At 34.4% G+C, this 12,031-nt stretch carries 13 protein-coding genes and 1 riboswitch; of the genes, 4 read left to right on the top strand and 9 right to left on the bottom strand.

Annotated features, from left to right (window positions below; translation table 11 throughout):
* Positions 1 to 59: 59 nt before the first annotated feature.
* The 3 genes from BN358_RS18170 to dapA form a co-directional block, all read right to left on the bottom strand.
* Complete coding sequence (locus BN358_RS18170; protein ID WP_019229941.1) at positions 60 to 974, bottom strand: Dam family site-specific DNA-(adenine-N6)-methyltransferase; 915 nt, start codon at positions 972 to 974, stop codon at positions 60 to 62.
* A gap of 10 nt (positions 975 to 984) precedes the next feature.
* Entirely contained in the window at positions 985 to 2,214 is a 1,230-nt protein-coding gene (locus BN358_RS18175) for a DNA adenine methylase (protein ID WP_019229942.1), read from the bottom strand.
* Between the two features lie 124 nt (positions 2,215 to 2,338).
* A complete protein-coding gene (gene dapA, locus BN358_RS18180; RefSeq protein WP_019229943.1) occupies positions 2,339 to 3,214 on the bottom strand; it encodes a 4-hydroxy-tetrahydrodipicolinate synthase in 876 nt (291 codons plus the stop codon).
* A 139-nt stretch (positions 3,215 to 3,353) separates the two neighbouring features.
* Between dapA and BN358_RS18185 the strand changes: the two genes are divergently transcribed.
* Positions 3,354 to 4,337: an aspartate kinase gene (locus tag BN358_RS18185; protein ID WP_019229944.1), complete on the top strand. Its 984-nt coding sequence runs from the start codon at positions 3,354 to 3,356 to the stop codon at positions 4,335 to 4,337.
* Positions 4,338 to 4,434: 97 nt separating this feature from the next.
* Here BN358_RS18185 and BN358_RS18190 read toward each other — a convergent pair whose 3' ends face one another.
* Together BN358_RS18190 and dpsA are read right to left on the bottom strand one after the other, a co-directional pair.
* A complete protein-coding gene (locus BN358_RS18190; RefSeq protein ID WP_019229945.1) occupies positions 4,435 to 5,013 on the bottom strand; it encodes a dipicolinate synthase subunit B in 579 nt (192 codons plus the stop codon).
* Positions 5,014 to 5,015: 2 nt separating this feature from the next.
* A complete protein-coding gene (gene dpsA, locus BN358_RS18195) occupies positions 5,016 to 5,879 on the bottom strand; it encodes a dipicolinate synthase subunit DpsA (protein ID WP_019229946.1) in 864 nt (287 codons plus the stop codon).
* 234 nt (positions 5,880 to 6,113) lie between these two features.
* Here dpsA and BN358_RS25735 point away from each other — a divergent pair, with 234 nt between their 5' ends.
* Complete coding sequence (locus BN358_RS25735) at positions 6,114 to 6,260, top strand: hypothetical protein (RefSeq protein ID WP_019229947.1); 147 nt, start codon at positions 6,114 to 6,116, stop codon at positions 6,258 to 6,260.
* 56 nt (positions 6,261 to 6,316) lie between these two features.
* On the opposite strand, the gene BN358_RS25740 is transcribed toward BN358_RS25735, so the two are convergent.
* Positions 6,317 to 6,487 carry a hypothetical protein gene (locus BN358_RS25740; protein WP_019229948.1) on the bottom strand — a complete coding sequence of 57 codons (171 nt, stop codon included), beginning with the start codon at positions 6,485 to 6,487 and terminating at the stop codon, positions 6,317 to 6,319.
* A gap of 582 nt (positions 6,488 to 7,069) precedes the next feature.
* A riboswitch (purine riboswitch) is annotated at positions 7,070 to 7,171 on the top strand.
* 112 nt (positions 7,172 to 7,283) lie between these two features.
* On the opposite strand from BN358_RS25740, the gene BN358_RS18200 reads away from it, so the two are divergent.
* Together BN358_RS18200 and BN358_RS18205 are read left to right on the top strand one after the other, a co-directional pair.
* Positions 7,284 to 8,351, top strand: a complete 1,068-nt coding sequence (locus tag BN358_RS18200; protein ID WP_019229949.1) for a hypothetical protein — start codon at positions 7,284 to 7,286, stop codon at positions 8,349 to 8,351.
* A 12-nt stretch (positions 8,352 to 8,363) separates the two neighbouring features.
* A complete protein-coding gene (locus tag BN358_RS18205; protein WP_019229950.1) occupies positions 8,364 to 8,903 on the top strand; it encodes a phosphoribosyltransferase family protein in 540 nt (179 codons plus the stop codon).
* Positions 8,904 to 9,001: 98 nt separating this feature from the next.
* On the opposite strand, the gene BN358_RS18210 is transcribed toward BN358_RS18205, so the two are convergent.
* From BN358_RS18210 to BN358_RS28425, 3 genes are read right to left on the bottom strand one after another with little or no spacing between them, the layout of a single operon-like run.
* Positions 9,002 to 10,447, bottom strand: coding sequence for a M20/M25/M40 family metallo-hydrolase (locus BN358_RS18210; protein ID WP_019229951.1), 1,446 nt, complete (start codon positions 10,445 to 10,447; stop codon positions 9,002 to 9,004).
* A 31-nt stretch (positions 10,448 to 10,478) separates the two neighbouring features.
* On the bottom strand, positions 10,479 to 11,102 hold the full coding sequence (locus BN358_RS28420; protein ID WP_083851660.1) for a Na+/H+ antiporter NhaC family protein: 624 nt from the start codon (positions 11,100 to 11,102) through the stop codon (positions 10,479 to 10,481).
* Between the two features lie 5 nt (positions 11,103 to 11,107).
* Positions 11,108 to 11,833: a hypothetical protein gene (locus tag BN358_RS28425; protein WP_019229953.1), complete on the bottom strand. Its 726-nt coding sequence runs from the start codon at positions 11,831 to 11,833 to the stop codon at positions 11,108 to 11,110.
* Positions 11,834 to 12,031: the final 198 nt, after the last annotated feature.

Consider the following 12,031-nt stretch of genomic DNA (forward strand, 5'->3'; position numbering starts at 1 on the left):
TAAGTAGAAAACAGGCTGTCTCAAAAATGAGACAGCCTGTTTCATATAATAAAATAATATTAATAATTAGTTATTAAAACTTCAACAGTTTTATTCGAACGATCTTTAATCTGGTAATTTGAATTGTTGTAGCTCATGTCTAAATAATGTATTTTATAATCATTGTTTGTTATCCATCTTTCAAGTATTGTATTCTTAGTGCCTTTATTTTCAATGACATTGGAGAGAGCAAAATTTATATTATTCCTGTTTAAGCTGTCTAGAAGCTCATATAGTTTGTATTCACAATCCTCAGTCCAACCTCCTTGTTCGTTATATGAAGCATTTGTTATTAAATATGGCGGGTCAGCATAAACGAAAGATCCTTTAAAATCCTTTGCCGTAAGCAATTTAAAATTGACATTAATAAATTCAGAGTTGCTGTCTTTTATATTTTTCAAAAATGTGATTAAATTACTCTTTATTTTACTGTTAAAATCTCTCTTCCCCACAGGAATATTATAGTTTCCTTGTTTGTTAAATCTGATTTGATTATTAAAACCAAAAACAATCAAAGTATAAAGCATAATATTCTTTTTAAACCCATTGTTTTCGTGTTTCAATGAATTGTAATCATTTCGCAAATTCAAGAACTTTTCACGATTGTAACTGGCAAGCCCATCTGAACTGGTACATCCATAATAATCATATCCAAAAACACTGCTGTCAGAAAGATCATATGTTTTTATGATGTTTTCAATTTCTGACAATATAATATCTATTTCATAAGCTTTAAATACATTCAATAACTCAATTAATTGCGAATTAAAATCAATAAACATCTTGTTGTTTGCAACAACATTTATTCCAACATTACATCCACCAGAGAATAAATCAACAAATTGATCAATATCATCAGGAAAAAGCGGAAGTATTTGCTTCAATAATTTATGTTTGCCCCCGGTATAATTAAATGGAGATTTAATATAGTCCATAGTCCTTCCTCTAGTTAACTCTGCAGTAATAAATCAACTCTTTATGATTGTCAATTTTGCTCTTTCCGGTTGTAAAGGCATTAAAGTCTGTTTCATAGACTTTAACCTCACCCTTTTGTTTCAAAATTTCAATAATTTCTTCATTTGAGATTTTTGCATTGGAGCGTCCATTTCCTTTTTTAGCCATATTGTTATAAGAAACAAGAATATGTTTTGTTCTTACATTTTCTATCAAATCCCTGAAAGTATCTACAGCTTTTACAGTACAATAATTGCTTTTTATGTGATTTCTTTGTTTTATTTTTTTAGCCTTTCCTTGCAGCTCAGGCTTATTATTCTCTGCAATATTTTCTAACAAATGATAGGCATCCCCGTACTGCCTGCTGTTATAAGGTGTATCAATATATGTAACATCTGCTTGTACTTCTTTAACAAGCACATTAGCATCACAATTATAGATTTGATTGTTTATATTAGCATCATCATTAATATTTGGCATTAATAATTCTAATTCTTTTATGTTATCAAGAGTCTCTCTATATGCATCATAATGACCGCATGTGTTTGCTACTTTATCTGCTGCATAAAGCAGTGATGTTATGAGTATATTTTTTTCACGGGCATTAATAGAATTCTGTTCATATAACACATCGATTTCATCTCTGATATAACCAATTTTTCTGGCATTTTGTATTGTAAAATATCTATTTCCAAAATTAACAGACATATAATTATCATCATTGATTATTGCTGTATTAAGTTGTTTTATAGTATGTATTAATTTTTCAGCATAATAGCTCTCAGAACTGAAAAAAGTATCATATGCAATATAATTTGATTTCAAAATGTCATTTACTATAACTACCTTGTTTTGATTGTTGTAATAGTTTGAAACAACACCTGTTCCGGCAAAGGGCTCAAAAAACGTATTAAAATCCTCAACATTTTCTCTGATAATACTTTCAATGAAATCAATTAGTTTCTGTTTGCTACCCAAGTATCTTCGGTTTGACATTTCTAATAAAGTATCATCATTATGTTTTTGAATGCTTAAATTCTTATTATTCTTTTCATTAAGAAGTTTTCGAAGCTGATCCAGGTCTTCTTGTGTCCAGATACGCCATCCTCGCCAATCCTTAACAGGTTCATTCAGCAATCCTTCATGTATCCAATTATATAATGTCTGCCTGCTAATATCGAATTCCTTCAGTATGTATTTTGTACTAATTTCCTTTAGCATTTGTCCTCCTGCATGCATCTAATGCATCTTGCTAATTTTACTATTTAATAATACCATCATATTTGAATTTCAGCAATACTAATTTAAAAGCCATCGGGGACAGAACCGTCCCCGATGACCTGCTTTAAATTTTTCCTAATTCGTTTAAATCTTCTCTTAAAATTTTCAGCACATTCTCCCTTGCTTCTGTTAAAGGAAGCCTTAATCCGCCAACATTTACTCCCATCAGATTTAATGCTGCTTTTACTGGTATTGGGTTTGCAATTATAAATAAGTTCTTAAAGATATTTAATAATTTCAGATGCATTTCTTTTGCCTTTTCAGTATCCTTGGATACGAAAGCATCTATCATTTCCTTCATTTCAGGACCTACAACATGAGAGGCTACGCTTACTATTCCATAGCAGCCTATTGACATTGCAGGAAGCAACATTGAATCGTCTCCTGAATAAACTAGAAAATCCTCAGGGACGCGCTTTATTATTTCGGCAAATTGAATTATGTTTCCGCTTGCCTCTTTTAATGCTTTTATATTATCAATTTGAGCAAGTTTTTCTACTGTTTCTGGTAATATGTTGCATCCGGTTCTTCCAGGCACATTGTACAGCATAATTGGTAAATCAACAGATTCTGCAACTTTCTTAAAATGACAATACAAAGAATCCTGGTCAGGCTTATTGTAATATGGCGTAACTACCAGAAGTCCGTCAACCCCTGCCTCTTGTGCTGCCTTTGCATTTTCTATGGTAATTATTGTATTATTAGTCCCTACCCCTGCAATTACAGGAACATCCACAGAAGCCTTTATAGTCTTATATAAATTTATTTTTTCATCTTCTGTTAGAGTTGGAGCTTCTCCGGTTGTTCCTGTTACAACTAAAGCAGTGCTCCCCTCTTCAACTAATTTAATTGCCAGTAAACTGGCAGCCTCAAAATCAACATTTAACTCTTCATCAAAAGGTGTTACCATAGCCGTTATCAATCTTCCCCATTTAATCATCTCATTTCCCCTTTCAAAAAAATACTGTAATCCATTTTATGAAATATACAGGTATTTGCTAACAAAAATTAACCTCATGAATAAAATAAAACCATCTGATTACTGCAATATTAGTAAATTTAAAGAGGGAGAGACAAAAATGGGCATAGTAATTCAAAAGTTCGGAGGAACTTCTCTTAGAAATTTAAATAATCAAAGTGAGTTTCTTAACCTAGTAAAAAAAGAAAAACAAATTGGCAGCAAGCTTGTTGTAGTTGTATCCGCAATGGGCAGAGGAGGAGAACCTTACGCTACTGATACTTTAATAAATCAATTAGAAAAAATAAGCACCACCATAAATCCAAAGAAAAAAGACTTAATTATGTCAGTTGGAGAAATAATTTCTGCAGCTCTTGTTTCCCATTTGCTAGAAAGTGAAGGTTTACCCTCAGAGGCCATGACAGGATTTCAAGCAGGAATAATCACAGACGATAACTTTAATTCCAGTAAAATAATTGATATTAACACAGATAAAATCCAAAAATATATAAATGAAAATAAAATTGTCGTGGTTGCCGGTTTTCAAGGAGCCACGGAGGATTTGGATATAACAACACTTGGCAGAGGTGGCAGTGATACTACAGCTGTTGCTCTGGGCGGATATTTAAAGGCCGAAAGGGTAGATATATTTACAGATGTGCCTGGAGTTGCTGTTACAGATCCAAGATTAGTACCAACTGCCAGATATATTGAGAAAATTTCCTATGATGATATGTACAGACTGGCAATTAACGGAGCAACCGTAATTCATCCAAATGCGGTTTTATTGGGAAAGAAATATAATATACCTATACAAATCCTGTCAACATTTACGGATGATAATGGCACACTGATTTCCAATGATAAAAGCAATTTAAAAATAACAGGCTTTGGAATCAAAAGACAAGAAAACAATTCAATTATATCCTTTATTTTCAATGATGATTATGGAGATGAAATCAAAGAAGAACTGTATAAGTTTTTGATATATGAAAATGAACACTTAATTAATACAGAATATTTTAACGATCAAGCTTCTATCGAAGTTAAAAATGAAATACTTCCTGATTTTTTACAAAGATTATATTCAAATTTCTTCCAATAAATTAACGGTGCAAATTTGCACCGTTTTGTATTTACTTACCACAGCATATGATACCCTATTTCTTTCCTGACAATTAAATTGCCCAAAGAGACTGTGCTTATATTAATATAGGCTGATACCGTTCACCTAGTATTGCTGCTTCTATTGTTTCTTCAATCATATCAAATTTAGCTATGAGGGAATTTGGTTTATTTGCTGCATCATCCTGCCCAAAAGGCACAAAGTATATATTTCTTGTATTTAGTAGCAAACCGATATTTTTAGCATTAGCTCCAAGTCCATCATTAGTCGCTATAGCTAAAACTAATGGCCTTTGATTTCTTAAATGAGCTTTGCAGGCCATGGTCACTGACGTATCAGTTATTGCATTTGCAAGTTTTGCTGTTGTATTTCCTGTACATGGCGCAACTACAAGAACATCAAGTTTTAATTTCGGTCCTATAGGTTCAGCATCAACTATTGATTTAATTATTTCTTTGCCAGTAATCTCTTTTAATTTATTTTTCCATTCTTGAGCAGTGCCAAATCTTGTATCATAAGCATCTACTGAATGTGATATGATTGGATAAATATCTGCACCTTTACTTGCTAAATCCTTGATTACTGGGAATACATTACTAAAATTACAGTATGAACCTGTTAATGCAAAACCTATTTTCAATCCTTCTATTGACATATTTATACATCCAACTCCTCTATGATATTATAAATTGTGTCCTTAATAACCATAGCGGCAGTTACTGGTGCTGCCTTTCCCGGAAGACCTAAAGCACTTATGGCTTTTATCTCCATTTCCCTTGCAGCTTCAAAATCAACTCCACCTGGTTTTGATGCTAAATCGATTATTAAACAATTAATGTCAATGCTTTTTAGCAATTCTTTATTAAGTATCATCTGAGGTATAGTATTAAAAACAACGTTCATCTTTGGCAAATATGTCTTTAGGTCTTTTGTGTGTACTGAAATATAACCATAGTTCTTTATCCATGCAAGATCACTATATTTTCTTGCTGATACATGCACGTTTGCTCCAATTCCATATAGCATTTTTGATAAAACCCTTCCAATTCTCCCATAGCCTAGCACTATGACATTTGAATTATGAATTGTAATAGGTGTTTCTTCCATTGCAATTTGAATAGCTCCTTCAGCTGTTGGTATTGCATTTAAAATCTGCATTTCTTCCCTTTTAAAATAATCGGCAGATTTAATATTCTTATTCTTTAGTTTTTTTTCATGCTCTATATTGAATTTTCCACCAATAATCATTTGTTTTTCAGACATGAAGTCAAACACCATATCAACTGGAATTACTTCATTTGAAAATGGTGCATTTACATATAAATTGTCTGTAGAAAACGGCAGTGGACCTACAATAACATCAGCATATTCAATAGCTTCATTTAAACTTACTGTTTCGTTATTATACTCCTCCAACATGTCAAACCCATATATACAAACATCTCTTCCGTCTTTCATTAGTAATTTTCCAAGCTCTAAGCTTCTCTTATCTCCTCCTAATATGGTATATTTAAAACCCATATTACTCCTCCTTATAGAGTTTTTTCAAACTGTTATATCTTATGCTAAAGGGGAGTTTTAGTGAGAGTTGGAATTTCTTAAAGTCCATAAATTTATGTAAGCACCGAAAAGTTTCACTCTAACATCACAAAATTATCACATATTTTAGTTAAATTAAAAGCAGATGAGGAACTGACAAGTCAGATCTTCATAAATAAATCAAAGGGATATCTTGCAGTCCTTGCTGACGAGCAGGTGCAATCCCTAAAGGATGAATTCAGTACAATTTTCAAGGAAGCTCTTGCAGATTTGGTGTCTGACGGATCTATAACTCAGGAAATTGCCGACCATGTTCAAAACATGCCAAAAGGTATGGGATACGGAGGAAGAGGAAGGAAGTAAAATGAAAAACCGGCTGTCTGTACAAGAGGCCGGTTTTGCTTTTTCAATAAGTATATTTATAAAGTTAATCCTGTTACTTTAAAAACAGGACCTAGTTGAATGATTTCAACATTTCCATCCATTTTAATACTTTTTTGTATGAATACATTCACTCCGTCTATGTTAAACTCATTATAATAATTGTTGTTATCTTCAAAATCTTTTACAAGCTCAATACCTAAGCTCATTGGAGTGCTGCCTCACCCACCAAATGACATTACAGATTTGATGACGTAGGAACTGTTTTGAGCAACTGCAGTGTCATAAGCTTTTTTTTCAATACTAATCAAGATATCACCATCTTTCATATATTAATTTTAATATCAGTTCATTATTACTATTTTAATGTTACAATTTGCCCTTATGTATACACACCTTCTGAATATTCTTTATTAGTAAAAACTTAATTCTTATAATCTAATCTCATTAAATGTACCGTTTTAAGTATATCTTAAAAAGTAAAAATGCAATAGTGTATTTTGCACACTACTAACGCAATATTCATAATTAATCCATTATATTGCCTAATTGCCACGAAGAACCGTCCGGGACCATTGAAAAAGTCTATTTTGTCATCCTGAACGTTAGTGAAGGATCTCATCTTTTGTTGAAAACATGAGATTCTTCGAGCAAGCTCTCAGAATGACAGTGAATAAATGCATAGTTTTTCAGCGACCTCGAACCGTCCCCTATGAACCCTATGACTACCCTACGATTGATATTTACATATTATATATAAAAGCTATTGAAAAATATTATTTAGTCTGTTATATTATTAAAATATGTACTCTCATATATTTTCGAAAATATGGTTCGAAAGTTTCTACGGGATGACCTTAAATTATCCTACTATGAGAAGAATAACAGATAATAGGGTCTTTAAGACCTTGATTTATTGTGCCTAATCTGGAATTCTCCTCAAAAAGAATTCCAGATTTTTTGTTCTTTTCATTTCATAAATCAGAGTGCAACTAAGGAGGAATTATGGAATTATTAAAGGATTTACTTGCTGCATTAAGTGTTGTTCTTAACGGATTGCCGCAAGGATTATTAGCACTATCTTTTGGTTTTGCATCAGTACCGACAGCTTTTGCTTTTTTGGTTGGTGCTGTTGGCTGCCTGGCTCTTGGAGTTGTGGCACCAATTTCGTTTCAGGCTGAGACCATTACATTGGCTGGAACAATGGGAAATAACATGAGGGAAAGATTGTCAATGATTGTTTTCGGAGCAATCGGCATGACATTTATCGGATTGTTTGGTTTGCTGGAAAAAATTGTTTCATTCATCGGTCCTGCAATAACAAACGGTATGATGGCAGGCGTGGGAATAATGCTTGCAAGAGTTGCGTTAAATATGGCAAAGAAAAATAAAATTGTTGGGTACGCTTCAATTGCAGTCAGTTTTATTGTTTACATGATTACAAAAGATTTGGTTTACACTGTAACAATATCTGTAGTTGGTACAAGCATTTTAGCAGTAATATTAAAACAAAAATCAGATTTGATAATTACCGAAAGAGAAAAAATTTCATTTCAAAAGCCTGTACTAAATTTAACTGTAATACAAGGGGCTTTAGCAATGATTTGTCTTAATATTGGAGCCAATATTGCTTTTGGAGAAATTACCGGTTCAATTGCAAACACTGCTGTTAATATAGATCATTTATCAATTGTAAGCAGTCTGGCTGACCTTGTTTCAGCATCATTTGGAGGAGGACCTGTTGAATCCATTATATCTGCTACGGGTGGAGCTCCTGATCCACTGCGTTCTTCTGTTATAATGATGGGCATTATGGCAATAATATTGTTCGCGGGACTTCTGCCTAAAATCGGTAAGTATGTGCCAAGCGAATCAATAGCAGGTTTCCTATTCGTTCTTGGAGCCATAGTAACCGTACCTGTTAATGCATTGGCAGCACTAAGTGTAACTGGTATCCCCGGGGGAGCTATGGTAGGAGGTATCACTATGACCGTGACAGCTATAAGTGATCCATTTTACGGAATGTTGGCCGGAGTTATTTTTAGAACTGTAGCAAGTTTAGTTGGAATGTAACGGAGGTTTATTATGAATACATATAATATTGAAGTGGCAGGAGTAAAAAGAGATCTTCCAATAATTAAAATAAAAGAAGACTTAAGCATTGCCAGCTTTGTAATATTGGGTGATACAGAATTGGTGTGTGCTGCTGCTGAAGAAATTGTAAAAAAACTGCCTGAATTAGATATATTGGTTACAGCTGAAGCTAAGGGAATTCCCTTAACATTTGAAATATCAAGATTATTGAAAATGAAAAATTACATAGTAGCCAGAAAAAGCGTCAAACCATACATGGATTCACCTATTATTGATGAGGTTGTATCTATTACAACTCAGAAGAAACAACTTTTAGTGCTGGATGAGCAGGATGCCTTGAGTATTAAAGGAAAAAGAGTTGCTATAATTGATGATGTTATAAGTACAGGAGAATCTATAAAAGCAATTGAAAGGCTTGTTGAATCAGCAGGCGGTATCATAGCTGCAAAGGCAGCCATACTTGCAGAAGGTGACGCAGCAAATAGAAATGATATTATTTTCTTGGAAAAGTTACCGTTATTTGAAGAATAAAAGTAAATAATTTTAAACGCAGCATTCGACAGTTTGAAAAGTCGAATGCTGTTTTTTTCGTAAACAATGGAATCATAGAATATCATGGGGACGGGGTGTTATAATTGCTTTATCAATCTGATGTAAAACGCAACAGTTTCCATCAATGCTTTTACCGTGATTCGCTCATCATTGCCATGAATCATGCCTCTCTCTTCAGATGAAAGCGTCATTGCTGAAAATCTTAAGACGTTGTCGCTTATTGCGCAAAAATGCCTAGAATCACTTGCAGCTAACATCAAATAAGGTGACACAATAGTTCCTTGCCATGTTTCTTCTATGGCTCGCTCCACCTTTTTCCAACCCTCCGATGTGGTATTCGCTATTGGTGAAGCGTTATGTCCCCCTATGCAAGTTACTTGAATATCGGAATCTGATATTATACGGTTAATACGCGCTAATGAACTTTCTACAGTGTCGGTAACCATCAAGCGTAAATTCAGTCCTACTTTGGCCTTGGGAGGCATGACATTGAACGCCTGGCTGCCTTCCATAACTGTCGGTGCAAGGGTGGTTCTAATGAATGCATTCATCTCTCCACCTTGCTTTGTAAAAAGAACTTTTAAAAGCGGTCCAAAACACCACATATTCGCAAATATTAGACGGTACATAAACGTTGAATGTCTTCCCATTTTTTCAAACATCTCCTTAACCGCCGGGGAAATATTTGCTTTAAAAGGATGCTGTTCAAGCCTTACCACTGCTTTAGCCAATTTTCCCACTAATGTATGTGAAGGAGGTGCTGATGAGTGACCACCTTTACCAGACATTTCTAAAACCACATCCATGTATCCTTTTTCACCTACACCGATGAGCGCACTTGGTTTTGTGACTCCCGGAAATACATTTTCAACAATTGCACCGCCTTCATCCAAAACGAGTTTTGGGCGAATGCCACGTAATTTTAACGCTTCGACGATAGTTGGTGCAGAATTACCGCTAATCTCTTCATCTCCTGAAAAAGAAAGATAGATATCTGTTTCAGGCACAAACCCCTCTCCTATAAGCTTTTCTACAGCTTCAACCACACCACAAAGCGTTCCTTTTGTATCAAGTGTCCCACGTCCCCAAATAACGCCGTTTTCCAAAAGGCCTTCAAACGCAGGCTTTGTCCATAATTCCTCATTCACTGGAACGACGTCATAATGTGACATTAACACCACAGGATCGCCGGCAATCTTGCCGGGCCATCTATACAGAACACCTGCATCACCATGAAGTTCTCTCGTACAAGCTTCATTAAGTCTAGGATAATTCCTTACAAGCATTTCCTTGAATCGCTCGAACTCCTTAAAATCTATTTTTGAACGGTCATTATACGATATGGTTTTGTGCTGTATCATCTCCTGAAATCTTTGAACGATGCCGTTTTCGACAGCTGAATCTTCTATTCCTGTCGGTGTTTGCTTTATCTCTTTTGATTTTTCGGGTTTAAAAAATGCTGTTCTTAAAAATATACTTGCTGCAAATAAAATTATTAATCCTAATAAAATATAAATTATCATCGTTTATCCTCCTTATTTATAATTAAGCATTTTATAATCCGTACCCGATTGTAAAGGCAACAGCAAGCCAAAATAGCGATAAAAGCATCAAAATCCCTTGAAGTGGCAATATGAATTTAATCCACTTACCATAGCCGACTTGAACCAGTCCAAGTGAAATCAACAGCACCGCATTAGTTGGATAAAATACATTTGAAAATCCGTCTCCAAACTGAAAAGCTAAAATTCCCAGTTGTCTTCCTATTCCAAATAGGTCCATAATTGGCACAAGAATTGGCATTAATATAAATGCCTTAGCACTGCCGGATCCAATAAAAAAGTTCATAATCATAACAATAATAAATACAATAAAAACTGCTATTAACGGAGATGTGTGACTGATATTTTGTGAAATTTGATAGAGAATGGTATCCAAAATATGACCTTCAATCATAACGTGTTTGATACCTGTAGCCAGTAAAATTAATATTATGGCTGGTGACATATCCTTTGCACCAATGAAAAACTGTTTTGCCACCCTTGTAGGTTTCCAATTTGAAATAAGCCCCACACCAATGCCTGCCATAAGAAAAATAACACCGATTAATGGCAATGTGTAATCTCTTAACGCTTCCACAAAAGGTGTAGCTCCCACAAGCATAAACATGATGAGCATTAGGACTATAAAAAGCCATATGCTTTTTTTGATACATCATAATTGTCTGTAAGTTCATTTTCCACACAATCTATCCGATGTTTCTTTGTTCTCCTGAATAAAAATGCTACTAAAATAACATAAACAGAGATAAAAACCAATAGTCTCAGCAATGCCCCAGAAAAAATAGGAACATCTGCAAGGCCTTGGGCAACACCTATGGTAAATGGATTTGTAACTGCAGCAGCAAAGCCAAGTCCGGTTGCCAGTACACTTACGCCCAGCCCTGTCAATTCATCCCACCCCATTCGTCTTGCAAGGATAATAATGAGTGGTACGAGGGGTACTACTTCTTCAAATACACCGATGAAAGCACCAAGAGCCATAAAAACAAAAACAAGCATACAAAGAAGTGCAAATTCATTGTCTTTAAATTTCTTAACGATGGCTAAAATGATGCCCTCTATCAGTCCCGTTTCTTTAAGAAGATGAATCGAGCCACCAATGATTAATAGAAAAAGAATAATGGCTATCACAAGTACTCCTGATTCACTGAAGAGCACCAGTATGGGTGCACCTATCCAAGTGAGGATTGGGATTCCCTGTTCTTCTCTTTCAGTAAATGTCATCGTCTCAGCATTAAAATCACCATTAGGAATTAAATACGTCAGCAAACCCGTTAAAAACAGCATGATGATTAAAACGATTGCCGCGGACAAAAATGTCTTAACAGCTGGATTGTTTTGCTTCATGATTTTCCCCCTCAATAAGCCAATTTTCTTCTATAAAGCGAAAAGTGTTTGTACCGTCTGAGCAACAACTTGCTTCATTAATTATATGAATAAATTTCCAAAATTACAACTTATTTCTGAATGCCCTGATATTTTTAGAGTAATTTTCTCCTAATTGTCCTTTAATTAAAGTTCTAATAGTTTATTTCTTAATAAAGA

Origin of the sequence: Sedimentibacter sp. B4 (genome assembly GCF_000309315.1) — a bacterium.
GTDB classification, from domain to species: domain Bacteria; phylum Bacillota; class Clostridia; order Tissierellales; family Sedimentibacteraceae; genus Sedimentibacter; species Sedimentibacter saalensis.

Coding starts and splice junctions, on each gene's coding strand:
- BN358_RS18170 (WP_019229941.1), bottom strand. CDS start 974: ATGGACTATATTAAATCTCCATTTAATTATACCGGGGGCAAACATAAA.
- BN358_RS18175 (WP_019229942.1), bottom strand. CDS start 2,214: ATGCTAAAGGAAATTAGTACAAAATACATACTGAAGGAATTCGATATT.
- dapA (WP_019229943.1), bottom strand. CDS start 3,214: ATGATTAAATGGGGAAGATTGATAACGGCTATGGTAACACCTTTTGAT.
- BN358_RS18185 (WP_019229944.1), top strand. CDS start 3,354: ATGGGCATAGTAATTCAAAAGTTCGGAGGAACTTCTCTTAGAAATTTA.
- BN358_RS18190 (WP_019229945.1), bottom strand. CDS start 5,013: ATGTCAATAGAAGGATTGAAAATAGGTTTTGCATTAACAGGTTCATAC.
- dpsA (WP_019229946.1), bottom strand. CDS start 5,879: ATGGGTTTTAAATATACCATATTAGGAGGAGATAAGAGAAGCTTAGAG.
- BN358_RS25740 (WP_019229948.1), bottom strand. CDS start 6,487: ATGAGCTTAGGTATTGAGCTTGTAAAAGATTTTGAAGATAACAACAAT.
- BN358_RS18200 (WP_019229949.1), top strand. CDS start 7,284: ATGGAATTATTAAAGGATTTACTTGCTGCATTAAGTGTTGTTCTTAAC.
- BN358_RS18205 (WP_019229950.1), top strand. CDS start 8,364: ATGAATACATATAATATTGAAGTGGCAGGAGTAAAAAGAGATCTTCCA.
- BN358_RS18210 (WP_019229951.1), bottom strand. CDS start 10,447: ATGATAATTTATATTTTATTAGGATTAATAATTTTATTTGCAGCAAGT.
- BN358_RS28420 (WP_083851660.1), bottom strand. CDS start 11,102: ATGCTCATCATGTTTATGCTTGTGGGAGCTACACCTTTTGTGGAAGCG.
- BN358_RS28425 (WP_019229953.1), bottom strand. CDS start 11,833: ATGAAGCAAAACAATCCAGCTGTTAAGACATTTTTGTCCGCGGCAATC.